Annotated in this window: 25 protein-coding genes; 2 read left to right on the plus strand and 23 right to left on the minus strand. The window is 32.2% G+C overall.

Annotated features, from left to right (window positions below; translation table 11 throughout):
- Positions 1 to 432: 432 nt before the first annotated feature.
- The 8 genes from DW006_RS08345 to DW006_RS08380 form a co-directional block, all read right to left on the minus strand.
- Positions 433 to 849, minus strand: a complete 417-nt coding sequence (locus DW006_RS08345; protein ID WP_117999863.1) for a hypothetical protein — start codon at positions 847 to 849, stop codon at positions 433 to 435.
- 84 nt (positions 850 to 933) lie between these two features.
- Positions 934 to 1545, minus strand: coding sequence for a hypothetical protein (locus DW006_RS08350; protein WP_117999864.1), 612 nt, complete (start codon positions 1543 to 1545; stop codon positions 934 to 936).
- A gap of 100 nt (positions 1546 to 1645) precedes the next feature.
- Entirely contained in the window at positions 1646 to 2008 is a 363-nt protein-coding gene (locus tag DW006_RS08355) for a leucine-rich repeat domain-containing protein (protein WP_117999865.1), read from the minus strand.
- Positions 2009 to 2024: 16 nt separating this feature from the next.
- Positions 2025 to 2681, minus strand: coding sequence for a hypothetical protein (locus DW006_RS08360; protein WP_117999866.1), 657 nt, complete (start codon positions 2679 to 2681; stop codon positions 2025 to 2027).
- 53 nt (positions 2682 to 2734) lie between these two features.
- The gene (locus DW006_RS08365; protein WP_117999867.1) at positions 2735 to 3778 is read right to left on the minus strand and encodes a WYL domain-containing protein; all 1044 of its coding nucleotides are present in this window, start codon (positions 3776 to 3778) and stop codon (positions 2735 to 2737) included.
- A 126-nt stretch (positions 3779 to 3904) separates the two neighbouring features.
- Complete coding sequence (locus tag DW006_RS08370) at positions 3905 to 4363, minus strand: dual specificity protein phosphatase family protein (RefSeq protein ID WP_117999868.1); 459 nt, start codon at positions 4361 to 4363, stop codon at positions 3905 to 3907.
- 49 nt (positions 4364 to 4412) lie between these two features.
- Positions 4413 to 5132, minus strand: a complete 720-nt coding sequence (locus DW006_RS08375) for a metallophosphoesterase (RefSeq protein WP_117999869.1) — start codon at positions 5130 to 5132, stop codon at positions 4413 to 4415.
- A gap of 502 nt (positions 5133 to 5634) precedes the next feature.
- Positions 5635 to 5958, minus strand: coding sequence for a helix-turn-helix transcriptional regulator (locus DW006_RS08380; RefSeq protein WP_117999870.1), 324 nt, complete (start codon positions 5956 to 5958; stop codon positions 5635 to 5637).
- Between the two features lie 1189 nt (positions 5959 to 7147).
- On the opposite strand from DW006_RS08380, the gene DW006_RS08390 reads away from it, so the two are divergent.
- Positions 7148 to 7531 carry a hypothetical protein gene (locus DW006_RS08390; RefSeq protein ID WP_117999872.1) on the plus strand — a complete coding sequence of 128 codons (384 nt, stop codon included), beginning with the start codon at positions 7148 to 7150 and terminating at the stop codon, positions 7529 to 7531.
- The gene (locus DW006_RS08395) at positions 7518 to 7784 is read left to right on the plus strand and encodes a hypothetical protein (RefSeq protein ID WP_117999873.1); all 267 of its coding nucleotides are present in this window, start codon (positions 7518 to 7520) and stop codon (positions 7782 to 7784) included. Before DW006_RS08390 ends, DW006_RS08395 begins: the two co-directional genes overlap by 14 nt.
- An 86-nt stretch (positions 7785 to 7870) precedes the next feature.
- Here the strand turns inward: DW006_RS08395 and DW006_RS08400 are convergent, their stop codons facing one another.
- The 15 genes from DW006_RS08400 to DW006_RS08470 form a co-directional block, all read right to left on the minus strand.
- On the minus strand, positions 7871 to 8140 hold the full coding sequence (locus tag DW006_RS08400; RefSeq protein WP_117999874.1) for a hypothetical protein: 270 nt from the start codon (positions 8138 to 8140) through the stop codon (positions 7871 to 7873).
- A gap of 122 nt (positions 8141 to 8262) precedes the next feature.
- Positions 8263 to 9348, minus strand: coding sequence for a hypothetical protein (locus DW006_RS08405; protein WP_117999875.1), 1086 nt, complete (start codon positions 9346 to 9348; stop codon positions 8263 to 8265).
- A gap of 299 nt (positions 9349 to 9647) precedes the next feature.
- The gene (locus tag DW006_RS12050) at positions 9648 to 9821 is read right to left on the minus strand and encodes a hypothetical protein (RefSeq protein ID WP_158561098.1); all 174 of its coding nucleotides are present in this window, start codon (positions 9819 to 9821) and stop codon (positions 9648 to 9650) included.
- Positions 9822 to 10339: 518 nt separating this feature from the next.
- A complete protein-coding gene (locus tag DW006_RS08415) occupies positions 10340 to 11359 on the minus strand; it encodes a retron St85 family RNA-directed DNA polymerase (protein ID WP_117999876.1) in 1020 nt (339 codons plus the stop codon).
- A gap of 261 nt (positions 11360 to 11620) precedes the next feature.
- Positions 11621 to 11905, minus strand: coding sequence for a hypothetical protein (locus tag DW006_RS08420; protein ID WP_117999877.1), 285 nt, complete (start codon positions 11903 to 11905; stop codon positions 11621 to 11623).
- Positions 11906 to 11907: 2 nt separating this feature from the next.
- Positions 11908 to 12801: a hypothetical protein gene (locus tag DW006_RS08425; RefSeq protein WP_117999878.1), complete on the minus strand. Its 894-nt coding sequence runs from the start codon at positions 12799 to 12801 to the stop codon at positions 11908 to 11910.
- Between the two features lie 62 nt (positions 12802 to 12863).
- A complete protein-coding gene (locus tag DW006_RS08430) occupies positions 12864 to 13544 on the minus strand; it encodes a hypothetical protein (protein ID WP_117999879.1) in 681 nt (226 codons plus the stop codon).
- 1 nt (position 13545) lies between these two features.
- Entirely contained in the window at positions 13546 to 13947 is a 402-nt protein-coding gene (locus DW006_RS08435) for an ATPase (protein ID WP_117999880.1), read from the minus strand.
- Positions 13937 to 14389, minus strand: coding sequence for a DUF4869 domain-containing protein (locus tag DW006_RS08440; RefSeq protein ID WP_117999881.1), 453 nt, complete (start codon positions 14387 to 14389; stop codon positions 13937 to 13939). The genes DW006_RS08435 and DW006_RS08440 overlap by 11 nt, the downstream gene beginning before the upstream one ends.
- 48 nt (positions 14390 to 14437) lie before the next feature.
- The gene (locus tag DW006_RS08445) at positions 14438 to 17467 is read right to left on the minus strand and encodes an SIR2 family protein (RefSeq protein ID WP_117999882.1); all 3030 of its coding nucleotides are present in this window, start codon (positions 17465 to 17467) and stop codon (positions 14438 to 14440) included.
- A gap of 79 nt (positions 17468 to 17546) precedes the next feature.
- On the minus strand, positions 17547 to 18140 hold the full coding sequence (locus tag DW006_RS08450; RefSeq protein ID WP_243002605.1) for a hypothetical protein: 594 nt from the start codon (positions 18138 to 18140) through the stop codon (positions 17547 to 17549).
- Between the two features lie 100 nt (positions 18141 to 18240).
- Complete coding sequence (locus DW006_RS08455; RefSeq protein WP_117999884.1) at positions 18241 to 19737, minus strand: DUF3800 domain-containing protein; 1497 nt, start codon at positions 19735 to 19737, stop codon at positions 18241 to 18243.
- Between the two features lie 13 nt (positions 19738 to 19750).
- Positions 19751 to 23197 carry an HsdR family type I site-specific deoxyribonuclease gene (locus tag DW006_RS08460; protein ID WP_117999885.1) on the minus strand — a complete coding sequence of 1149 codons (3447 nt, stop codon included), beginning with the start codon at positions 23195 to 23197 and terminating at the stop codon, positions 19751 to 19753.
- 3 nt (positions 23198 to 23200) lie between these two features.
- Entirely contained in the window at positions 23201 to 24328 is a 1128-nt protein-coding gene (locus DW006_RS08465) for a restriction endonuclease subunit S (protein ID WP_117999886.1), read from the minus strand.
- The gene (locus DW006_RS08470; protein WP_117999887.1) at positions 24315 to 25922 is read right to left on the minus strand and encodes an N-6 DNA methylase; all 1608 of its coding nucleotides are present in this window, start codon (positions 25920 to 25922) and stop codon (positions 24315 to 24317) included. Before DW006_RS08470 ends, DW006_RS08465 begins: the two co-directional genes overlap by 14 nt.
- Between the last annotated feature and the right edge of the window lies 1 nt (position 25923).

Below are 25923 nucleotides of genomic sequence, written 5' to 3' on the forward strand. Positions count from 1 at the left end.
GACATATTTAGTGAATGTCTTTCGGCATACATAGTAAGTCTTTTGTGCTCATCATCAGTAAGCCTTACAGCAACAATTTTATCTTTGTTATTGTCTGATTTTGGTCTTCCCATCTTTGACATATGCATACCTCCTATGTTGCTATTATATTTTTTGTTTAACAAAAAGTCAAGCTTATATTTGTTTTCTTCTTACCTGTTTTGTTTCTCATCCTGAACTGGATAATGGTTTAAAAACTCATAAAGTATTTGTTAATTTAGTAAAGGACAAAATTAAATTATATTTCAATGTTTATTATGGAAAATTTTTTTATAGAATATTATTATAAATTCTTTTTTACAGTAAAAAACCACAGGCGAATCAATTTTAAAACGCCTGTGTTTTTTCTAATTCTAACAGCAACTAGGATTTACTACATCCAAATAAATCATTCTACCTTTTAACATTTTTTCCTCTCAATTCGTCAATTAAACTAATCAATGCATTACATTCCTCAATAAATTCTGTTTCGTTTTGAATAATTTCTTTGGATTTTCTTTTTTCTCTTCTGATAAATTTTATAACTGCTTCATATTGTTGTTTAAGTGCATGCTTTGATGAATTACCTTTTAATATTTTTCGTAATATTCTATTAAAGTAAATCTTTGACTCTGCATTGTCATATAGTACATGATCATATTTATCATTAAATACAAGATCATCGATATTTAGTAACTCATTTACATCATTTAAATCTTCACATTCATCTAGCAAAAAGTCATTATTAAATTCAATTGCTTGAATCAATTCATTTCTTGCAATATCAAGATTTTCTTCTGATATTTTAACAATATCTTCCTTTGTGTGCATAAAAACTTCCTCTCTTTCTTTATGTGTGTACACTTTATTCCTGTGAATAAGCTATATTCTTTTCCGATAAAACTATTTCTAATTCTAATTTTTACACTTCCAAAATTCTTCATTAATTTCTTCATTAATTTCTTCATTTATTCCTTCGTTTTCAAATAATTCATAACCTACTAATTGGCAAGATCTATTATACCAAAATATACACTCATCCTTTTTTGACCACTCTTTTTTCTTATGTATTTCGTAACAAGTATACATAAGTGGATTCTCCTTTGCATGTTCTAATGCCTTATACATTTGATTATATATTTGCCCATCTTCAGTTACATACATTCCATCATACTCACCTTCCAAACTGATTACTTTTTTTATCCTGTTCAATTCTTCCTTTAAAATTTCTTTGTCCCAATCAAACAGACTATCATCATCATCTAAAAAAACTAGTAATTTGATATATCTCTCTAAAATTGGTGTTTCCAATCTGCAAAAATCTTTCAAAATACATATAGCAAAACTTTCGTTTTTATATTGCCTTTCCTCTTTAGGTGTAAAACTTACGTAATATAACTGTTCCATTTCATCATAAGCTTCTTTTGAGCACCCCAACATTTCTAGTTTTAATGGTAACTCCGAAAGCAACATATCTAAATTGAAATAGTCTGTGCGCCTCGTATTTGTGTCAATTTTTAGTCCCATCTTTTCCCTCCTATAGTAAGTTCGATTTTATAAATAGTTCATACAAAATCTTTATAAGAAGAATAGCAAAACTGATGAGACAAATTTGTCCTATGAAATTTTATTTTATCTTTAACATCAAATCATTCATAACATTATCAAGCTTACGACATCCCTCAAATGCATAGTCCTCGATTTCTTTTATAGTTCCAGGTATTCTAATTTTATTTATGTTACCACATCCATCAAACGCTCCCTCACCTATTTGTTCTATTCCATGGTTAAAAATTATTGTTTTCAAATTATCACAATCAGCAAAAGCCTCTCTTCCAATTTTTCTCATAGTTTTTGGCATAACTACTTTTTCTACGTTTGAATTTTCAGCAAATACATATTCATCTATATGTGTAAAACCTTCCGGAATATAAATCACCTTTTCTTTACCTACAACTGATGTAAGAATTTTTTCTGACTTAAATTTCATATCACAATTTTATTCTCTATTTATTTTCTTTCGCCTGCTCTAACCATGCATGATATTCCCAATCAATCTTTGTTTCGTAATTTTTCTCTTCTGTTTTCTTTCTTATCTTGTCTTGGAAAATAGTATATTCCGTAATGTCATTCCATGTACTCCATTTAACTGACTTACAATAATTTAAATCCAAGCCCAGTTTATTTTTTTCTTCAGAAGCATTTGCTACTTTGATAATATAACTATCCACCGGAACATCTAATTTTTCCTTACTGATAGGGCATTCATCAAACATCAATAAATATTTCAACGTCATATTTACCCATTTTTGAGAAAGACCATATGTAAATCCTTTTTCATTTGTCCATATATCTTGTTCATCAGCTTTTTGTTTAATTAACTCAATCAATTCTATAGGTTCTGTGATTGAATTTATATTTTCTTTAAATAGTTCATATACACTATTTTTAAACTCTTCCTTTTTATTATTAAAAATCTTTGCATCTTCTTTTTTCATATTCTTTATCATCGAAAGTGAGTATTTATAAGGTATTCTTCTTGACAAATCCCTATACGCTCTATTAATACATTTTTTTAAAATATCTTCCTTTTCATTATCAATGTCAATTTCAAAATTTGTATAAGTCAAAAATCTTTGCATGTCATGATTTAAAATTCTCATATGTTTTCTCCTTTGCTTTTTTAATTTAACATTTTTTTAAAGTAACTTACTCATTAATTTTCTTCATAGTTCAACAATGCTGCTTTTAAGTCGTCTTTAACTGCATCAACTAACGTTTGTGGACTTAATACCTTTACATGCAACGCATACTGTAACGCCCATTTTCTCATTGACATTTCATTCACATACACCGAACATGTTACTTCATCGTCTGTTTCGTCCATAAACTGAACCTCTTTCCCAAACCAGTCAAAGATTTCGCTCAATATGTATTTTTTAGCTTTAAACTTCACACGTATGCTTTCGCCGCTAAACATATATATGTGTTCCATAACATGTTTTGGAAGATCAATTCCGTTTTCCAAGCCTTTAACCTGTTTTTGCGGTTTAACCTTTTCTTGAAGCATCTTTATATCTGTCATTCGGTCAACTCTAAAATGTGCCACATTATCGTATTTATCCACATTGCAAATCAAGTAGTATTTGTCATTAACAGCCACCATTTGATATGGATTAATTACATAAGGTTCACTTTTTCTTGGATGAAGTTTCTTGTCCGTTCCATATTCATTGTATGTAAAAGCAACTTTCCTGTGTTTTGTTATTGCTTCATCCAATATGTCCAGTGTAAAAAATAGCTGATTATTGCGTGGCATATTGTCCGGCAAATTCTGAATATGTTTAACACGTGATTTAAAGAATTCATTAGATAAACCTTCAATCTTAGCAATCATATCTTTGCATTGTCTGGCTGGTAAATATCTGTTAAACAATAAACTGTCAATTAAAAGTCGTAGCTCACTGTCCGTAAATTCTCTTTTTAAATAAAAATCAGATAATATCGAGCTTTCTTCCTTAACCCCCTCTCTGTTTTTTACATAACGAACCGTCTCTGTGTATTCAATTTCATATCCGAAATCAATGAGGTTCATAATGTTTCTTTTGATAGTTTTGCGTTCAACAGTAGTGTTATATTCATTCTTTAATATTTCAGCTATCTGTTTCTGACTTAATTTGTGATTTTCATCAGTATAACGTTTTAGAATGTCTAAAATATTTATTATAATCATTTTCTTTGGTGGTATAGTGTAATTCATATTTCGTCCCTTTCTTACACATTATCTTAATGACCTTATATATCCAATTTTTCCGCTCTCATAATTACTTTAATTATAACACATACAAGGTGTAATGTAAGTATAATATTTTAATATATAATACTTTTATTTTATCTTGTTATATTTCTTTAAAGCATCTAAAACTTTATTAAATATCATCTGATTCGGATAATATCTATAATCAGCAAATATGCTTATACCATTCTTGTTGTAGTATTCCAATATAGCTGCTGCACATGCTGCACTTCTACTTTGACCATATTCACATTGACATATAATATCCATATTCTTATTATATGCCTCATCTATAAATTCTGCCAGTTCATCTACTTCTGTAAAATATGTTTCAAAAGTCAAATCATATTCCGGCAATACTTCTATATCAATATCATTTACTGCTACTTGAAATAGCATATCTGCTTTTCCTGAATAATCAACGGGAGTAGCCCTCTCTCCTTTTGCATTTGGTGGATCATAAAAACTAATAACCGCTGTATTCTTCAATTTTTTTACTTTTTTTAATAACTCCTCAATTGCTTTCTTTGAATAAATTTCTATATTCATTTGCACCTCTTTAATAACTTAATTTTTTTACAAACAAACTAATAGTCTGCTACATTATTCTTCTAAAATTTCCAACCACTTCATCGGTATGCATATTCCTGATATTATTAAATATAGCTATATCACTTTCACTAATTTTCTTATCCATATGCCAATGTCCAAAATAATGCTTCTTATATTCTACATTGTCCACTATCCATTGAATGTAATTTTGTAACTTAATTTCCTCTATTGCTTTGTGTCTTTGACCAAGTTTCTTAACAAGCCTCCTTTGACAAGTGTGGGTAATAATATAATCAACTTTAAAATCTGCATTAATTAAATTATTTAGTCCACTATCGTACTCATTTTCATTAGGAAGTTCTTCTTCAAAATATGTTTTATTTTTCTCGCGCCAAAAGCGGTCAACACTATAAGCTCCGCCAAAACAAAAAATTTTGATTCCATCTATATTGACTATTTCACCTCTCATTATGTGAATGACTCTAGGCAATAACTTATGGCATTTTGCACCACAGAACTCACTTATTTCTGTTCTATTAATAAAATTGTGATTTTCATGATTTCCATCTACAAAGACAATGTATGCATTCTTGCTCTCAAGCATATTGTTAAGTATAGTATATTTATCACTATTTGAATTTATATCAAACCAAAATAATCCAAAATCCCCCGTTACAAACAACATTTCATCATTCTCAATACTCCTTACCATTTCCAATAGTAGCAAAATATCACCATGTACATCACCGGTCACTAAAACGTGCATTAATTACCCCTTTCCTAGTAAATCGTCACTTTTGTTCAAATAAAACCTATCATACTATAAATTTTAACCCTCTTTTATAAAATATAAAAAAATAGATGTGACATTTTTACCGCATCCATTTCTAGTTACTCTCGCCATTAAAAATTAAATTGTCTTTTTTCCTATATATCATTATACCACTACAATTTCTACTTTTTTTCTCAAGCTGACTTTTTTACAATAGCACGACGCATAATATTTAATCACTTTGTCTTGCATTCTTTTTTTCTATATAAAATCCCTTTTGTTCATTTGTTTTTCTAGTACCTAACACACAATTTTACATCTTATGTTATGACCTAAATTTATAAAATAATTATATTATTAGTTATTACAAACAAAAAACCTTCAGGTTTTGCATTCCTGAAGGTTCTCCAAAAAATTATAGGAAGAAACTATATTCAAATATGATATGAACTTCTAATCACGAGGAAAGAAAAAATAGTTCATATCGTCTGTTTATCTAATTAATTACATCCTGTTCTTTTATCTGATTAATCATTGCTCCGAATAGTACTGAGAGTTTTGATTTCATTTCTAATGGAAGCTCATTTAATGCTTCATCCACAGATGCTATGTTGTTCTTAACTCCTAATATTGTATTTGGATCAGTTTCCAAGGTGTCTGCTATCTTGAATAATAATTCTATACTCATATTCTGAGAACCACCCTCAATCTGATAAATATGTGACTGGCTTGTTTTTGTTCTATATGCCAATTCAAAAACTGATATATTTTTCTTAATTCTGATTTCTCTTATTCTATTTCCAATTTCAATGTTATCCATTTTAATCTCCTTCTCTAATAAAGGAATGTGTTACCACGTCTGGTATGTTGGGATGTTAAAAGCAACATCAGACAACGCCAAAAGTCCTTTCCAACAAGTCTCTTTCAATCTGACCGTCATCAGTATATGAAAATATCACGGCTACCAAATATGGGTCACGGCTCATTCATATTTTCAAACTATTTACATATAGTAGAAACTCATTACACATTCTAATGCTAATCCTCGATTCTAAGGATTCTGGTTCTTTCCTGAACCTCTTTTATCTTACTATTGTTATAACTAAATTACGTGGGAGCACCACTACTACTTTTTTAGTGTTCCTCATCCTCAACTACAATGCATTTCCTACCTGTAACAATGTAATCAATAGTAGTATCAAAATTCATTTTTCGTAGCCCTGTTCTTTGTCGCTGCTTCTCCAATAGTCTTATATAGTCTTGACTCTCTTAATTTAATTGAGCCTTTTATATCCGTAAAGCAGATCTGATAGAAACCATTGGCTATATTAACTATTATCACTTCTTTTATGTGCATCCCATTTTCTATGATATACACGTGCTCTACAATGCCATACTTGTAAATCAATTTTACACCTCACACAAATAGTTTTCCGTTAATCATTCTGCTACATATTTCTCATCTCCTTTTTTTTATAAACTGTTATTTTATTTTCATTGACCACAGTTTTAATATAAATGTATTTCTTCCCAAAGTCGTGGTAGCACCGCTACTACTTTACTTACTTATAAAACGAAAAAAAGACTCCAATGTGACTAATTAATCACATTGGAGCCTTATTTCTCCTATATTTGCCGAAATGGTATCATATTGGTATCACTTCGGTAATATTATATACAATTATGTGGTTCAAAGCCCTTTATTTAAAGGCTTTTTAAAAATTTGAATTCAAAAAAACGGCTACTCAAACTCTTCCCAAAGGAAGTATCATCAAATCAAAAATGTTGATTTGATGCGGCATTCCACCGCATCTGTTTCATCTTATGTTACTCTTTTCATATCGTTTTCAAAAACTTTAGTAGCAAATCAGTTGCAATTATTCCATGTTGCTTCTACGAAATCCATGGCAGATATAATCTACTTTTACTACTAAAAACGAATAATCAAATTTGGCTTGCGAGTGCTTAACTGTGCCTGCTGCTACGCCAACTATAAAAGGAGCTTTTCTATGAGCAATCAACACAAACACCCAACTATAAGTTTTAGAATTAGCGATGCTGAACGCAAACAAATCGAAGCTCGTATCCTTGCCAGCGGCATGATGAAGAAAGATTACTTTGTCCGTTCCTGCATCTATAATCGCATCTGCGTTGTCGGCAAGAAAGAAACTATATATCCTCTTGTGCAGACTGTTAATGCTCTGTATCTGCAATTACTTGAAATGCAAAAATCATTTATTGAATGCTGTGAACATCAAGCTTTAAACAGTCTTCCTACAAGCGATGAAATCAAAGAACTACAGACCGATTATAACAATCTGCTTACAGCCATCATTGACCTGCTTGATGGTGCTAAGTATCTGTGGGAAGGAGAACATCATGAAGCAAAATAATCCTTGTTACCTGTTTGGTATGTATGAACCTGACACATATTCCGTTATTGTTAATGCCATCAATGATACATATACCGGCACACCTCTTACTATCAGTTGTGAAAAATGCAATTCAGCTGTCTTGCTCAACACACCTGATGACATTGCGTATCTATATCGGCTTGCCCAAGAAAATCCTCTGCTGTATGCTGAATTGGCTTGCAAACCTAATGGATTACAGGCATATGTGGATGCTATGAATGAATTTAACTAAACTTACATAGCACTGCTATATCTTAAACTGCTCTCTGAGTATTCTTTCGAGTTTTTTAGAAAAAACTTGAAAGAATACTCAAGTCATTAATATATTTTTATAATACATGATAGACATCTTATAAATTCAACCCTAAAAAACTGTGGTGATGCATAAAATATATATCCATCTAATGCTATTGCTCTCCATTTATCTATTACTTCTCCAATACTGCTTGCATCTTCTCTTGATAAATTAGGCGCAAACATTAAGATGTCTGTACCTTTTTCATCATCTGCCAATTTTACTGCATATTCTTTTGATAATGGATAATATTTATACAATTTTCTAGGATTATCATATAAATTAATTAACAAATTTCTTCCACTCCTGTTTTTTATTTATATATACTTCATCTACAATATAGTACATTTTTTGCATTAACACCGCATTACAATTCTTTTAATAAAAAATATTCGCCCGTCCGAACATTTCATAACTAATCATTTAATTTTTCTTTATTTTCCCCATTGATATCTATCTTATATTTATCATTTCCTTTTTGATAAAAAATATATTCGCCTTCAATTTTATCAATTTGATACCAAAAGTCATCAGCCTCATCTAAAACTATTTGCTCAGTCCCATCTGGCTTAGCTTTTATTAACCTATTTGAAGTATAATATATCCAATCATCATCTGTATTTTCTAATAACACCACTTTTTCTAATCCATTTGCTTCATTTTCAATCTGTATTTTATAATTTGAATATATTGCCCACCCATTTTCTATTCTAACATTATAATGACTACCTTTTAAAATTGGACTAGATATTTCGTAAGCCATTCTAGTCATATGATTACCATTTAAATCGATTCTATATAAAGCATGTCCTTCCAGCCCAGCACCAATTGTATCAAAGCAATATGTAAAATAAATATATTCATCATCTACTGAGAAATCATATAGTTCTTCTTCCATAACTCTTTTGTTCATTCCATCAGGTCTTGCAACATACAATTCTCCATGTGATAGATCTGCCAATGTTGAATTCAAATATATAACACTATTTTTTATCACTTCAAAATGTGGACAAGCATCTTTACTTATTTTCTCGGCAATTTTTCCTTTTTGCCATTTATACAATACTGGGTATGTAATAATTTTATCACCAATCATTTGAGATGTATTATATGTAAAAAATGTATATTCTCCAATTATTTTCTCATTGAGAATGTCTACACCAATAGGATAAATAATCTCATTCTCATCATTCAATATAGCGATTTCTTGATATGGACTCGGCTTCTTAACCAAATAGCAAAATACAAATACAAGCACACAAAGAATCACTACTACAATACATAAAATGATTCTTTTCCAAACTTTTAAATTTATCAAATCTCGACAAAACTCTTTTACATTTTCTTTTATAGTCCTTTTCCCTTTTTTATATTTACTCAAAATCCATTTTATGACACAAAAAAAAATAAGCAACAATATTATTATTGCCATTCCAATCCAACTTATTTTAACATTATTTAAAATAGATTTAATTAACTCACCTGTTTCTTTTAAAGACATCTCTTCTCTTCCTTTTTATTATTCTCAATTTCATTTTTCAATTGTTTTACTTTTGATATATTAGAAAAGAAATTTTTTCTTATTATTTTCAAAAATATGTAATCAACATCATACTTATTGATATAATTGAAAGTATTAACACTTTTTACTTATCTTAGTTTTAGCTCGGCTTTTAACTTGGCGTCTAATTCAATATGACAAGTTAAAATGCCATGATAAAGCTACACATTTACTAATTTTTGTCTTTACACTCATTTTAACTCGTTCTCTAACTCGGCATTGCCAAGTTGAATAACAAATTAAATTTCTTTTAAAATATATTTCGCATACCTTCCACCATTACTCATTTCAATAATATTTTCTTCTTTCATTTTTTCAATTGTACGTCTTGCCTGCTGATCCGTAAATCCACACAACTCTTGTACTGTACTACGATTAATATATCCTTGCAATTTAATGTATTTTGTAATCATATCTTTTGCTTTAATATACTGTACTGTTTTATCTCTGGTATACTCAATATCTTACTTTACTGCCTCATAAACCCGTGCTGTCAACATGTATTCCTTTCCAATAATCTCTATTAACCCAAATTTCATTAATTCGGAACAACATTTTCTCGCTATTTCTTTTTCAATGCTCTAGCTACTGTTGTTTTTCCACTTCCAGAGTTACCCCTTAATATAATTATCTTTTTCATAATTTCTCCTTAAACTTGCTACTACTCTCTCCACAAATAGAGCCAAACTAGAGCCATCCGATAAAACAAATGCCGGAAGTCCGCATAAATACAGGCTTTCGGCATTTCTGTCCGTTATTCAAACTCATTATGTCCCAGGTTAAACTTAACTTATTTTGATTAAGCATTAGTTGAATATGGGGCATATTTCTATATCAATTACATTATTTATTCTGACCTTATGAATGGACGTTGCCAAACTGTTGCCATAAGGACATTATACATTAACATCGAAAATGGTACAAGTATTTATCAGTCCTTTATATTATTTAAATAACTTAAATACTCTTTAAGCTCATAATCATACGGATTAACAAATAATCCATATTCTATCTTCCCCTTTAAATGTGAAAGATAATTTGCTTTTTCTATTTTACAATATTCAAGATGAGATTCTATGCCATATTTTATTATATAATGCATTTCTTGTCTTATCTTTTTTCTTTCAGGTCTAGGTAATTGCATTTTTTCATTAACAACAATTCCAGTAACTTCTTGTCTTTGTCCTCGTCCTCTAGTTCTTGTTTTTTCATCGTTAAGCTTCAATCCTAAATCATTTAACTGTCTTTTTACCTTTGAGATAATTTTTCCAGGATGAAAGTCTCCAGAGAAAGTCATATCGTCTGCATATCTTGTATATCTAATCTTTTGTTCCATTGTATATAGACCAATTTCATTATCAAAATCCTCTAATACAATATTAGAAAGCATAGGACTGGTTGGTGCTCCTTGAGGTAATGAACCGTTTAAGCAACATAAATTTGTCAACATCACAACAACATCCTCTTTATATCCCAAATTCCAAAACAAATCAAATATTTTATCTGAACTTATTGAATCAAAAAAATTTTTGATATCCAATGAAAGAAGCACTTTTTGTTTTCTATGAAATCGCGCATTGTCCTTTATTGATTTCTTTTTTATATATGCTTTTGCATATACACTCGTATCTACATTTACCAAAATATTATCAAGAATCCATTTTTGTATCTCTTTCAAACTGGGCAGTGGCTCAGATATTTGTCTAAAATTCCCATTCTTTTTAGGAATTTTATAATATCTATAAAAATCAGCAGGGGAATTACTTACACTATAAACATACTGTTTTTTATAGCCTAATAACAAGCATAAGTGTTCTTGATTAAAAATTATTGGCAAACGCTTATCATACAATTTTTTTGCATACTTCAACCATTTGTCACAATAATCTTCATTTTTCTCATTTTTTTTCGCAACTCTAATAAACTCGTTTTTATAATCTTCCCAGTCCACAATATCCTCCAAAAAATCTTGGAACAGCTACTAAATAGTATCTGTCATATAACTACGGCAAATGAGCTTACTCATTTGATGCAGTTATATGATGAGAGAATTCTCCGAATTCTCGAATACGTAAGAACAATCTTGATTTTGCTCCTGCAAAATAAAGATTGCTCTTACACAGGCTTGAAAATAAGTTCTTCTTAGGTTGACAGACTCGACAACCCTGCACAAAGTGCATAAGTCTAGCAGTTCCAAGATTACTATATTATATCAAGGTAAATATATATCTTCAAGTGACATTTTTTCTACTTTATATTGTTCCAATTTTGCAATCTCCTTGTATCGATATTTTTCCTCTAGTTCTAACAGCTTATTCTTTCCCCGCTGTGTAATTCCTTGTTTAATTTCATCATCAGTATATACATATCCCATATTTTCCAACTCATTAAACATCTTTAAAGCTTCTGAATATGAATATCCCAACTTGAGGATTGTTCCTATCGACGCACTCTTATTAATAATATCTAAAATTAAAAAGATTAAATATTCACTCATATTTATGTATCCACTCCTACGTTATTTCGCCTTGAAAAAGGTGCCAGCATAATGTTCCCATCCTTTTTTCCCTCATACCAATAAAATGGCAAAGTATTATTTGGTGTTTTAATCATTGTAACTAGAGCTTCTGATTCCTTATATCCCAAATACAAATTATGATCTTTCACCCTTATTTGTTTACTAATTTTTTTCATCTGTTCAACTTTCTTCTCAGCTTCTTCATGTTCATAATTATCGGAAATAGCTTTATTCTTAATCACAGATGCATATATAGGTACTCCATATCCTTCAACAGCATTTTTTCCACATTCTTGTAATACCAAAGCTAATACATTAATTTTATCTTTTGAAATTCCTTTTTCCTCTACTGTATTAATACACCCTAATACAGTATCTCCCGATCCAACATAATCATCTACTAGCATTAAAATTTCAATTTCATCCTTGTGTTTTTCTAAGCCGTTAAATGTTTCAATAATTCTCACTCTTTTATCACGGAATACAGAGAGCTTTCGAAATACAATACCCTGTAAAAAATAACAAATTATATTTCCGCTCTTTGTTTTATCAATATAATCTTTATCTTGCACTGGAAAAACGTGAATTGTATCTAAATTATCTAACAAATACTTTTTTTCTTCAAAAAAAATCTTAAGAGTTTTCGATAGATAATTACAATATTCATCCACATCTACAACTAAATAGTTCTTAGTCAATTCTATTATCAAATCTCTATCTGAATCTGATTCTAAAGACTGAAGTCGATCACAAAAAAGATCAAATATTGAATATTCATCGTCCGTGCTTTGTTCGATCGTCCATCCTTTTTCTTTAAAAATAGAAGCAAGTTCAAAAATATATTTGTCATCTAAAATATGTTTATTTATAAGCATTTATTCCTTTATGTTCCTCCGTATTAATTACATTTTATCTGTCAACCTCATATCGCATATTTTCATTCATGGAGTAATATATTTAATAGTTTTTGAACCGCTTTAGTCTTTATCAATAATTTCATCTTTTCACTTCCACCTTCAACCTCTGGTTTTCCACACCTAAGACTATCCGGATGTTCAGATACGCAACAATCTTTATACCAGCATTCACCCATAAGCAGACCTTTAACAGACCACTTCTCATTTTGTGTAAATTCGCCTACCAATGATTTCATCACTCGCTCTGTAGAATATCTTTTAAACCCTGCTAAATACTGTAACGACTTCTCGTCATTAATCTTTGACAAGTTGATTCTATGATCCTCAATTGCCGACAAAACATCTTCTCGAATCTTGATTTTGTCTGCCTTACCGGTGCCCGTCCAAGTAACCAGCTTGTCAAATGCAAGAATTAAGTGTTCAAAACAAATCATATCTAGAAGTATAATCTTTCCTTTTGATTTTTCTGCTATTGATTTCAACAAGCGATACTTATTACGAATATCCTGATTGTCAACTACATAATCAAATGCAATATAATACTCGTCATCATTTTCTAGTTTCAAAACTGTAAGGGCATCCAAGATTCCCTGATTGCTTTCTTTACTTTCAACTACAAATGCATTTTCAAAGAAAAGTTGATTAATCAGTTTCCAGAAGTGAAGTCCTGCACCTATATCTTCTGTCCATAAATATTTCATATCACAACTCCTCTTCTAGTGTTATCCTGTTATCTTCAAGTTTCAACACTTTAAAGCTCTTATCCGATACATTGAGCCCATCACAATTTCTCAAAAAAAGCATATATTGATTGGAAAATTCGAAATTAATGAATCTTCTAATTTCATCATTAATCAAAATATCCGCATTATCAATCACGATAAAATTGTCCTTACACTGTTTAACTGCCTCTAAAAGATTATCTGATTTGTAATTGAACAGTTTAATTGCTTTATATTGGTCGGTAAGTCTTAAATCTTCTAACATTTCATACAGAACAGTTTTACCTGTGCCACTATCTCCACCAACGAGAGTTATTCTGTCATCAAACATCAAATCGTATGAAAATGGATCCGCTTTAAATGTAATATTCTTATAGATCATCCGCTTCTCTCCTTTCATACTCTTTACTCCACCAAGCATTGTACCCTGAATTACCGGTTACTATATCTTTATCATTAAACCTGATTTCTACATTATCCGGAATCTCTGCAAGTGTAGGGCGTGACATATATATCTTTATATCATCCATCGCAAATATAAATTTTAATACATTTGGACCACATTCCTCTACGCACACCACCTTATCAGGATGCTTTACTATATTGAGTAATGTCTTACATCCAGATGACAAATTACGTATTGTGCCCAATCCATATTTTGTTTCAATGTGCTTATCTGGTGTCAGTTTTGCCTCATCCACTTGCCGAATGAGGTTTATTTCATTTTCAGACATTTCTTCATTACATGTATTCAAATTGAAATACAAGTCATTTTGAAGAATCCAATCTTTTGACTCTTTTTTTTCTGTATATATATTAATCATTCGATGCCACTCCTTTAAACAGATTTCATTCTTGATTATTGATAATCCTTACATAAAATATCTAAAATTATACGGTCTATCATAGACCACTAAGTCTTGCTTAGCAACACGGGACAATGCCTTAGCAAAATCCAGCGTTACAGGCAATATTTTATATAATCCGTCCCCACTATTCCAATTCATTTTAGTAAGCATTAGAATTTCATTGACCAATTCCAGAGCCGATGATTTTCCCATAAATCTTTTTACCAATAATGGTGCAGGTATTCCTCTACCATTTTTGTAATAATTCAAATTTTTTCCAGCCAATTCATCATGCTGAACACTTCCATGTGTCCAGATTAAAAATGTATCTTTATCAAGTGGAATAACCGTTCCTCTTTGAATCGGAAATAGTGTTGCAACATCATTCTGAAATCTTATAGCCCGCCACGCAGAAAATTCTTGAATTTGCAGTAGTTCAATATTATCCACACCTGCAAGTCCTTTTGTTATTCCTTCCATTTCTTCCTTTGTGAAATGTGTTGTCTTATGTATTACAATTCGATTTAGTTTATGCAAAGGAACCGACTCGTCATAAATTCTTTTCAAATTGTTCATAAGGCGGCAAGCATCTCCACTTCTCATATACGGATTTTTCTGTATAATCTGTGGATCTTTTAACGGACGTAAGTACAATTCCATCCCATTTCCTTCTGAGTCAAACAACTGACTACAACCAATTGATATTTTTTCATTATTCTTTATTGATTGTACATAACTTAATCCAATATACGCCGTGTCATATCTTGTCATCTTTGGTTTCCACAATTTTCCAACAGCCTTTGTATATATAGCCGTGGAAAGCCCCCACATAATCTTTGCCATATCACTATTAGTATGGACTGATCTTTCTTCTATTATCTGTGTAACAATACCTTTTCCTGCACAATATATTTTTAGTGAGTCATGCAAATCAAAATAAACATTTTCATTTTTCAGTTCTCGCATTTTACTTAACCGATTTGGAATATAGATTACCAAAACATCAAATTCATGCTTTTCTCTTTCCATCACATCAATATATCGACAAATTCCATTAAAAAACTCTTCAGCAGATGCCTTTAAAGCATCGCTTAAAGAATAACCCTTAAATCTTTTGGTATCATTTCCATTTGGAATATTCAATCCACATCTAAAAACATCTTGAAATCCTATATATTCTGGTAAAAATGCCTTATCCTGCTTTAAAGTTGTTGCATGGTGCTTATTTAGTTCATTTAAGTGCCTCCATATATCTGCTGCGCATTCTCTAGGCGACAGCACTGCTAATCGTACACTTCGATTAGCATATGATTCTAATGGTCCATAATTAATTAAACCTTTTAATTGATTGACTGCAATGCAACTATCATTTTCATAGTCAAAAGCAAGTTCAGTTTCCTTTGCTTGATAACATTTATCAATGCTGCCTGTTCCTGCAAATCGAATTCGTTGTGTACTAAACTCCAATATAGCATTTCCTAATTCAAAGATTAATTTCCTGTTCGTTGATAATTTCTGTACCCATATTTCTACCTTTTCATTCATCTGCTTATTATATAGTGTTGACATTTCATTGTTTACAATATTCTGATACGCAAATCTATCTAATTGAGATCCGTCACTTTTTAATACATATACTGTAGGCAATAAATTCATAACTACATTATCTTTAACAAATGTCATCGCTATTTTAATTGCATCATAAACAAAATAACCGTTTCTTAATCGCCTGCTATTTCTATCAAAGTACTTATTTTTTCCAAATGAAGACAAGCCTTTGCTTAACAAATTATTTTCTATAATCTCATAAAACATACCAATAACATCCGAATGTTCCAATTTCATCATATATATTGGAATATCCATTTCCTCAATATCACTAATGTTTTTATCTGCAAAAGCCTCTAAAATTCCGTTTTTGCTACCTAATGCCCATACTTTTCCTTTATGTAAAATAGCAACACAAGAATTATTTGTTATTGCCCGTAATTCTTTCCAAGTGGTAATGTTTGAACTAAATACATAACATTTTCTTGGAAACTGTATTGCTGGTAATGCATTAGTAATTGCTGATGCTGTATGCCTTCCTATCGCATCATATAAAATCTCTTGTTTTTTATCATGCCCCTTCCATAATTCATCAATATTGGTATTTTCCAAATTCATAGCCAAATATAGACTATACATGAGATCATCAAAACCATCAATTTCAACCACAGCTGACTGTTCATTAACATTACATGCGTTCTCCATAAATTTGCATGCTCTTATACTAAGTTTACTGCCTCTTGGTTTACACCAATATACCCCTTTCTTTATACCGCCTTCATTGATTAATTCTTCCAATACAGACATAACAGAATTATCATTGCCAGCATATCCTATAACTATTAATCCATTTTGTTTTATAGAGGTCTTCCAGATATCTGCAATTTTATCCTCTAGCTTTTGCAATTCTGACTCTGTGTTTTTTAGTTTATCAAATAAATAATCTCCATGTAACTTTATTATATTAGGAAATCCCTCATTCAACGCAAATCCGACACTATTGCTAACCGCAGATGATATTGTTTTAATTGAAAACCCTGGATTAATTGAATGAACACCAGCTTGTACTAAATCATCAAAATTAGTCGTTGAAACTAAATCTATTTTTCCATTGACTATCAATTCCCCCATACATAAATATCCCAATGACGGTTTTATATCTCGTACTTTATTTCGAATATAATACTCTCGATCACTTCTTGACGGATAACACTTTTCAAAATAAAATGAATATTCTTCTGGCGACCATAATTCCGGGTATCCCCCTCGCCCGTCAAAGTATGATTGTATCTCCTTCTGTACATTCTCCTTAGACAAATCACCATACAAACTTGTCCGAATGTTATTGTCTGTACAATACAACGTTCTTTTAAAATCCCATACCATTTGCCCACCTGATGGAATATTAGATGATACAGATGCTCCCGCTCCCAAGAGGAAAGACATACTTTTATCCGGCTTAATTTTAAAACTATTTACAAATGTGTTAGCGTCTATTACTTTCATGCTTTCCTCCTATCCTTACTTCACATAGTGAACACTCTTTTATACAGATATGTACCCTAACTTATTACCATGCTTTCTCTCAATCATAATCAGGAACAAATGTTGCCATTTCTTCATAATATCCAGCAATACAATTTAAGTTATCACCTATCTTTTTGAATATCTCCACAAACATCTCTAAATCAACAACTTCATTCCCATAATTTTCGATATAAAAATGATATTCGTCATCGGCATTAAACGGGTAACGTGAAAAATCCATATTTTTCATCTTTGCATTAGCATTATGATCTTTATCGATTTTATCATATAATTCTGAAATATAATCGTCCAGCTCTTTGGTCATTTCCTTAAATTGTTTTCGTTGTTCTTTATCGGTTTCAAAATCTATCATACGTTTCTTTACTGTATTCCATATCTGCCTGATATCGTGCCCTCCACAAAAGGACTCTTTCGCATTAAGCAACATATTCAAAGACCAGTTTATAGATTTTAGATACAACTCTATTGCATGGTTTGCCGAAAACAACATTGGGAAAACCACACTATCAGCCTTCCTATCCATATTGTCCTGCAAACAGTCCTGTGCGAGCATTATCGCTGCCTTCATGTATCCATCAGCAATAATCATCATATCATGAATGGGTTGATGCTGTCTGGTTCTCCAATTCATATATGCTGTTTTGTCTATATCTACATTATACGAAAAAATCTTTTCCATCATTCACCTACTTTTCAAAACTATATATTTAAATTTCTAAAATGCCTAAAATCTATAAAATATCAACCAAATACCTTCCACCAATTAATGAAAATAACACTTTTGATGGAAATAATCTTTCACCCATACTGGAAACCCCAGCAACAGTCATAGTCCAATCACTGTACTCATTTGGCAACCTATAACATATAGGCTTATCATTTTCAGAGATTGTTACTAATGGAGTTCCATTCTGTGAAAATCCAACAGAAAGAACATAAAACTCATTTTGTCCACTATGTAATGGCAACATGGGTTGCTTGTTAATATCCTTATAAACCTTTGCACCTCTTTGATTATAAAAATAATCTTTGCCATCTTCTACTATAGGATCAATCGGTAATTTGTTTCTCATTATTTTATAACGTTCGTTCAAGTTCTCGCAGACAAAAGCATTGTAATATTCTGGTTGCATTTCTATCTTACTATTACGAATCTCATCTGCATCTGAAAAATGATTCATAAATTGAAGAAGTGCTACAAAAGCCACTAAATCATCCGAATAAATTCCAGAAAAAGATTTGTACCAATAGTCATTAACCTCACAAATTACCCGATATAATTTTTTATACAAATCAAGCTTTCTTTGATTCAATGCAAACCAGCCCGAATCTAAAAGTGTCTTCTTCATTTTCCCATCTTTATAATCTCCAGTTAACGATATCTTCAATGATTGCATCAATCGAGATATCAATCCAGCAAGCATATCAGCCATTCTGATTCCAACATAATCCTTAGAATCTTCTTCGATGACATTTTTAAGTCCTACATTCTTTGCAGAATTCAATGTATGCGATTCTTTTCCTTCTCGGTCAATCATCAACTGATATTCATTAACATTCATCTCTGTCAACAATTTCTTAAATCCATCAAAAGGTGCAAAATAGGTCCAATCTAATGTTTCGGGTACCTCTGTGTCCTCAAGCAGTAAAAGTATTTCCTGAAATGCTTGATTCTCATGCTCTTTCAAAGCAGTATTCGCTTGATTTTTAATAATCCTATCTTCTAAAAAAGACCGTAGTTCTTTAACAAATATTTGTGGTTCTTTATAGATTGCTTCTATCACCTTTTGTGGTCGATATATATTGATAGCCTTAATTATTGAGTATTTCATATAATCAACATTAATAAACATAGAACTGTGATAATTTACAAATAATTGGTTAATAACATATTCTATTTTGCTGAACGCAGAGAAATAAATAACTATTTTATCATCAAGCAATGATACAAGGTCTTCATAAAACTCAATAGTATGATTATTAAGAGACGCAAACCCCAGCCTAAAATCTTTTGCTTTCATAGTCTGGCTTTTTAGTTCTCCGTCTTTTTTTCTATAAGTATACTTCGATTCGAAAGCAAGATATCTGTCAGAAATACATTCATTTTCTTCTGCTTTCCACCCTACAATTCCAGTTATAAAATTATCACAGTAATTATTCGCAGTAACAGTCTCATAATTAATTTTTCTACTATGCTCTGTTTCATCATAGAAAAACATGTATTTCATATTCAGCACCTCCCTACTGATTATTTTTTGAATCACCATACTTCGACGAATCTTCCGCAACCATCATCACCTTATACTCTGGCTTATACTCATAAATTTTCCCAGAAGTAGATGCTTCATTTCCTATACCTTCTGTTCCAGAATACTCCTCAAAATTCTCCACCTGTTCCATAACTTTGTTAAATACTTCCGGACTATACTGTGGCGGATAACCATTCTTCACCAAGCATATTTTGATTTCCAATTTCAATCCATTTCTTACATTTTGGTTATTGAGCCAGTCGGCAAACGAAGACTTTGTATCAATAATATCTTTTATTTTCTTTGCTAAAGCTTTACATTTATCATTGACTATAACACCATCCACTTCTTTATCTGTTCCATATTCAAAGTTATATTGGTCACGCAAAGAAATCAAAATATCATAGAATGCTTTTTCCTCAAATGTTAAGCCAATTTTTCGAAAACTCTCTCTGTTTTCGTTCATCTGACGAAGAATAGCTAAAGCCTGTTCCGTTGCAATCTTAATTATATCTTCAGATGCCTTTTCCTGTGCCTCACCGGCTTCTTCAGCAGTAAGATGTTTACGTCTTTCATGATATTCTGCAATCGTCTTTTCCAACATTTCCTGATATGATTTTGCAGCTAACCGATTGACTTTTCCATATTCCTTAATTTCCTTTCGAAGCATCTTAACAAGCAATTCCAATTTAGTTGCCGGCATTTTGACATCAGATAATTTTTCAAAATATTCCGGAGAAAAAATATCTTCTTCCTCTCCGCTTTCAAGAACACTTTCCACCTGATTATATTTTAAAGCTTCTTCAACCATCTTTGAAACTGCACGATTCATAGTATCAGTGTCTACTTCACTTGTTCCGCTCATCTTACGAACAAAACCTGCTATAGCCATAAAGCATTGTGCAAGGGCAGATTCTTCTTCTCCAAGATAACCGGAAGGCTGACAAATATCAAAAGCCCCCCTCATTCGTTTTACTGTCTTTAAAAAATAGGTTTTGAAGGAAACTTTCTGAACACCGTTATTTCCTTCCGACTGTAATTCTTCTGTTGACGCAAATACATATTCCGCTGCTTTTGCAAGGAGTCTGTATCGTTCTATCGGATCACATTCCGGATTTGAAAATGGTGATAAATCATAACCTGTGAACATATTTTTCAATACTTCAAGTTCTTCTCTAAACACTGATGTAGCCTGCTCTACATCATCGGCTGTCGGTGCAACAGACGTATCGCCTCCATATACCTTCATAGCTTCACGCATGTTGTCGCGAATACCAATATAGTCGATAACCATACCATATTCTTTACCCGGATATTTTCTGTTTACACGGCTTATTGTCTGTATCAGCAAATGCTTCTTTAAAGGCTTGTCATTATATAAGTATGTAAGACAAGGAACATCAAAGCCCGTAATCCACATATCTACAACAATGACAATACGGAAATTTGATTTTTCCTGTTTAAAAGCAGCATCCAATTCTTCTGAACGCTTATCATTTTTAACTCCACCAAGATAATCATACATATCTTTTTCATCGTTACTGCCAACACTAGATACCATTGCCATAAATGGCATCGGTTTCACTTCTTTCAGTTCCTCTTCTGTTACAGAAACCCCATCCGGTGTTTTCTTTTCCTCAAACCATTCCGGATATTTATCCTTAAACTTCTGTAATAATGCATAGGCAATCTTTCTATTAGAACATACAACCATTGCTTTTTGTATTCTGTCTGGATCACCTGCACAAGATGAAACATAATGGTCATGAATATCTGTAGCAAGACGCTCAAGTCTGGAAGGCTCGCCAAGAATTACTTCCATAGAGCTCATTGCTTTCTTACTTGCTTCGATATCCTCATAGGTAGCGCCATCATCAGCACATTTTTTATAATAATCCTCAATTTCTTTTACTTTTTTATTATCAAGCAATACCTTTGCAATACGCGGATGATACTTAATGGAAACCGTAAGTCCATCTGCAACTGCCTGATCCATTGTATATCGATCAATTTCTTCACCAAAGGTCTGATAAGTTTCCGCAATAGGCGTTCCGGTAAAACCTACGAAAGTAGCATGAGGAAATGCTTCCTTCAATACTTTTGCATATGGTTTTGAAACCATAGCTTTCATATTTTCATCGGTATCCTTACTAAACTGAATTTTCTTAGAATGTTCAAGCTGAGTTCTGTGAGCCTCATCTGAAAAACATATAATATTCTGCCTATCATTGATAAGCCCGATTTTGTCATCTTTCCTGTCGCAGAATTTCTGAATGGTACAAATATAAAAACCGCCACTTTGTCTTGCACCAAGTTCCTGCCTCAACTGTGCTCTGTTTTTTACAACAGATACTTCACCCAGATTAAGAAACTCTTTACTCTTTGTAAAAAGTTTTGAACCTTGCTTTTGCAGTTCATCTCTATCAACAATTAATATAATTGTTGGTGAACCGATTTCCGGAATATCCGTACAACGAAGTGCAAGCTGACGTGCAAGAAAAGCCATCGTATATGTTTTTCCACATCCGGTTGCTCCAAAGTATGTACCACCTTTACCACTTTTTTCAACTACCGATTTAATAATACTTTGTTTAAGTAATCTTGTAGCAAAAAATTGTGGATAACGACATACAATTTCTTGCTCATCGCTATCATAAATACTATCCTGAAAATAAATATAATCTCTGAAAATCTCCAAGAATCGCTCTGGTGAATAAACACCCTTTATCATAGTTTCTGTTTCTGCAAAAGGTAAGGTGGATACAGCGTCTCCTTCATTTACTCTGCGCCAAGAATAAAAATGCTCGTAAGGTGTACGCACTGTACCTAATCTTGTTTTCACACCATCTGAAATGCAAGCCAAAGGGCAATAGTGTAAAAGATGCGGAATATCCCTCCAGTAGCGAATATTAATTTGCTCCCAAGCATCATAAATAGTCGCATTGGCATCAGCGGGATTTTTAAGTTCAACAACACACAAGGGCATACCATTTACAAACAAGAGCACATCTGGTCTACGATTTTCTTTTTGACCATTGTTTGTATATTCTACTGTAAACTGGTTCACTACACGGAAGATATTCTTATCCCAATTTTCAAAATCAATAAGTGGTATCATTCCTGGTAGCTCATTCTGCGGTGTAAACTGAACACCATTTACCATCCATCCATATACTTTGTGCAAAGTGGCAAAATCACTTTCCGCACCTACAAGACGGACATTATCGAAAATCTGTGTCACTTCCTCTTCGGTCAAATCCGGATTGGTGTCTACCATAAACTTCTTAAAATCATCAACAATTAGTACATCTCTTTTTGTGACACGACGGATATTATTACCAGAAGAATACTTCCAACCTTCCGCTTCTAAAAAGCCAATAAAGGCATATTCATATTCTGATTCACAATAATGACCATTGTATTCTTTTAATCTTGCCATAGACTATGCCTCCTTTGCTTTTCTTGCCTTTTCTATAGAACCTTTAATAAGAATTGGACAAATGTCTTTTATCTTTACTTTAAGTTTGTCATTGATTGCTTTTCGTTCTTTATATGCTTTGTAAATATCTGCTATTGATTTTTGAGTTTTCATATCTGCTATAGGAATTTCTACTTTAACTAAATCATCCCATGTAAATGTTTCTCTTGCCGATCCCCATGAATGAAACCTTGCATATCTATCGAACTCCGTTCTGTTAAAAAACATACAAAGGTATTCTGGCAAAAGCTTATCCTCATCAACCGAAAACACTTCATTTACTGATGTGACAACAATATCATCCTCGGTGTTATTGAAAGCATATGCAAATACTTTTTCATTGTGTGTTGTTTGCACAAAACTAATCTGACGAGGTCTTACTATCTTATAATTTGATAATTCATTTCTATTTACTTTTGAAGTAGGTTCTCTAAACTCCTTAGACGTACTTACACCCATAACATTTTTAATTTCGTTTGTTCTATTTCTTACGTCATGTCTTTCAACATATGGGCCAATTGCCTTGCAATGTATACCATGTTTTAAATCCTCAATATACGCATCACAAGCAAGCTTTAAGTCCTCCAATCCATACTCATAACTTTTCTGATTTTCAAGCATGGCATTATAAATATCTACATATTTTTTCTGTATTTCAATATCTGGTAGTGGAATAACTATGTCACTCATATCATTAAAATTGAATTCTGGTCTTTGACTTCCAAAATTTCTAAATTTTACTTCTCTGCAAAATTCTGAACGCCTAAAATAAATATATAACCACATTGGATCAATGATTTTCTTTCCCTCATCCGTCAGATAAAAAACCATATATAGATGAGATACTATACATAATCCCTCAGTACGGTAGGCAATTGAACCTAATTCAAGTCGGGTTGGGTTGTACACAAAAGCTCCATTTTCGACAATTTTATAAGGTTTTAAATCTACTCCATCTATATTACCTTTAGGAGCTGCAAAAACACCTTGACTATTTACACCAACTATCAAATCAACCCCATACTTCAATTCTTTGTTGTTTATCGTGGAGCGTTCAATGTAATCTCCCAATCTAATATTAGTCAATTCCATATCCAATCCCCCTAAATGCTTCCTCCAGCATCTGCTTGGATTTCTTTTCTTGTTTCATAACCTCTTTCATTTCAGATTGAATACGAGCCATTTCTTTTTCATAATCAATTTCTAAATCATGGTCAATGAACTCAATGTATTTGCTTGGTGTGAGAGCCCAACCTTTACTTTCTATTTCATCAATACCTACACTTCGATAAAGTTCCGGTATTTCATAATTTGTTCCCTCAGTACCTTCGGATTGCCATGTATGATATATATCAGCAGCTTTCTCAATCTGCGCTGTAACCAGACGAACTTTCTTTTTGCTCTCTCCCTTAACGGCATTTTCTGTCCATTGGCGTAAATCCATAAAGAATATCTCATGCTCGCGGTTTCGGAGATTTCTTCCATGGTATTTTCCGCCTTTTTTATTCTGATTCAGAATCCACAGAGTAACACTGATATCTGTAGTAATAAACAATTCTCTTGGTAGAACAACGATAGCCTCAATTTTATCATTCTGAATCAGTTCCTTACGTATTTCCAATGTATCACTATCATTCAATGCCCCATTCGCAAGCAAGAATCCTGCAACTCCATCGTTTTTCTTCAAATGCGAAAGTATATGCAAAATCCAGGCATAATTTGCGTTGCTTTCAGGTGGTGTTTGATAGTCAGACCAACGAGGGTCATTTTTCAAATTGTCATTATACCAGCCTTTCAGATTAAAAGGTGGATTTGCCATAATGTAGTTAAAATGCAACCCCTTGTGTAGATCATGCGTAAATGATGAATCTGCTTCTTCTCCAAGATTATGGCTAATCCCACGCAATGCTAAATTCATTTTTGCAAGGCGATATGTAGCCGGTTCTTTTTCCTGACCATATACATTGATGCCATTTAAGTTTCCCTGCTTTGACTTTACAAGTTCGGCACTCTGAATAAACATTCCTCCCGAACCACAGCAAGGATCATATAAGGTTCCATCATAAGGCTCAATCATCGTTGCAATAAGTTGAACTACGTCATGAGGGGTATAAAATTCGCCTTCCTCCTTTGTTGCATTTACAGCAAACTCCTTAAGGAAGTATTCGTATACACGACCAATAAGGTCTTTTTCCTCTCCAAACGTCTTATGACTGATTTTGTTCACTTCATCAACAATTTTCTTTATATCATTAGCTGCTAAATTACGTGCTGTAAATGTTCCTTTAACAAAGCAGCCCTTCAACTGTGGATCTTCCTCCTCAAGTCTTTGTAAAGCTGTATCAAGTGCAACATTAAGCTGTGGTGCCGGCGTACTGATAATAGTCGACCATCTTGCTTCTAGTGGTAAATTATATGTACCATCTGCAAAAGTAGCATCATCAAAAAATGCTGCTCTAATGTTCTCATCTTCCGGATCTAATCCCTGCTCTTTAAGTGTCCGTTTTAGATTTTCAATTCCATCCTCATACTTTTCGCCGATAAACCTCAAGAACACTAGCGTAAGCATCATATCTCTTTTTTCAAAGAATGAGCCGGAGTTACGTGCCGCACGCAAATAATCTCTACAATTAAATAAAATATTATCTATGTTCAATGCCTTTTCAGTTGTTTTCTTCTTAGCCATA

This window comes from Eubacterium sp. AF36-5BH, from assembly GCF_003460505.1.
GTDB lineage: Bacteria > Bacillota > Clostridia > Lachnospirales > Lachnospiraceae > Eubacterium_G.

Excerpts from the sequence above, each read along its gene's own strand:
- DW006_RS08355 (WP_117999865.1), bottom strand. The coding sequence starts at position 2,008 with ATGAAATTTAAGTCAGAAAAAATTCTTACATCAGTTGTAGGTAAAGAA.
- DW006_RS08375 (WP_117999869.1), bottom strand. The coding sequence starts at position 5,132 with ATGCACGTTTTAGTGACCGGTGATGTACATGGTGATATTTTGCTACTA.
- DW006_RS08380 (WP_117999870.1), bottom strand. The coding sequence starts at position 5,958 with ATGGATAACATTGAAATTGGAAATAGAATAAGAGAAATCAGAATTAAG.
- DW006_RS08440 (WP_117999881.1), bottom strand. The coding sequence starts at position 14,389 with ATGATTAATATATATACAGAAAAAAAAGAGTCAAAAGATTGGATTCTT.
- DW006_RS08360 (WP_117999866.1), bottom strand. The coding sequence starts at position 2,681 with ATGAGAATTTTAAATCATGACATGCAAAGATTTTTGACTTATACAAAT.
- DW006_RS08350 (WP_117999864.1), bottom strand. The coding sequence starts at position 1,545 with ATGGGACTAAAAATTGACACAAATACGAGGCGCACAGACTATTTCAAT.
- DW006_RS08470 (WP_117999887.1), bottom strand. The coding sequence starts at position 25,922 with ATGGCTAAGAAGAAAACAACTGAAAAGGCATTGAACATAGATAATATT.
- DW006_RS08435 (WP_117999880.1), bottom strand. The coding sequence starts at position 13,947 with ATGATCTATAAGAATATTACATTTAAAGCGGATCCATTTTCATACGAT.
- DW006_RS08345 (WP_117999863.1), bottom strand. The coding sequence starts at position 849 with ATGCACACAAAGGAAGATATTGTTAAAATATCAGAAGAAAATCTTGAT.
- DW006_RS08365 (WP_117999867.1), bottom strand. The coding sequence starts at position 3,778 with ATGAATTACACTATACCACCAAAGAAAATGATTATAATAAATATTTTA.
- DW006_RS08445 (WP_117999882.1), bottom strand. The coding sequence starts at position 17,467 with ATGAAAGTAATAGACGCTAACACATTTGTAAATAGTTTTAAAATTAAG.
- DW006_RS08450 (WP_243002605.1), bottom strand. The coding sequence starts at position 18,140 with ATGAATTGGAGAACCAGACAGCATCAACCCATTCATGATATGATGATT.
- DW006_RS08395 (WP_117999873.1), top strand. The coding sequence starts at position 7,518 with ATGAAGCAAAATAATCCTTGTTACCTGTTTGGTATGTATGAACCTGAC.
- DW006_RS08465 (WP_117999886.1), bottom strand. The coding sequence starts at position 24,328 with ATGGAATTGACTAATATTAGATTGGGAGATTACATTGAACGCTCCACG.
- DW006_RS08425 (WP_117999878.1), bottom strand. The coding sequence starts at position 12,801 with ATGCTTATAAATAAACATATTTTAGATGACAAATATATTTTTGAACTT.
- DW006_RS08460 (WP_117999885.1), bottom strand. The coding sequence starts at position 23,197 with ATGGCAAGATTAAAAGAATACAATGGTCATTATTGTGAATCAGAATAT.
- DW006_RS08370 (WP_117999868.1), bottom strand. The coding sequence starts at position 4,363 with ATGAATATAGAAATTTATTCAAAGAAAGCAATTGAGGAGTTATTAAAA.
- DW006_RS08430 (WP_117999879.1), bottom strand. The coding sequence starts at position 13,544 with ATGAAATATTTATGGACAGAAGATATAGGTGCAGGACTTCACTTCTGG.
- DW006_RS08420 (WP_117999877.1), bottom strand. The coding sequence starts at position 11,905 with ATGAGTGAATATTTAATCTTTTTAATTTTAGATATTATTAATAAGAGT.
- DW006_RS08405 (WP_117999875.1), bottom strand. The coding sequence starts at position 9,348 with ATGTCTTTAAAAGAAACAGGTGAGTTAATTAAATCTATTTTAAATAAT.
- DW006_RS12050 (WP_158561098.1), bottom strand. The coding sequence starts at position 9,821 with ATGATTACAAAATACATTAAATTGCAAGGATATATTAATCGTAGTACA.
- DW006_RS08390 (WP_117999872.1), top strand. The coding sequence starts at position 7,148 with ATGAGCAATCAACACAAACACCCAACTATAAGTTTTAGAATTAGCGAT.
- DW006_RS08455 (WP_117999884.1), bottom strand. The coding sequence starts at position 19,737 with ATGAAATACATGTTTTTCTATGATGAAACAGAGCATAGTAGAAAAATT.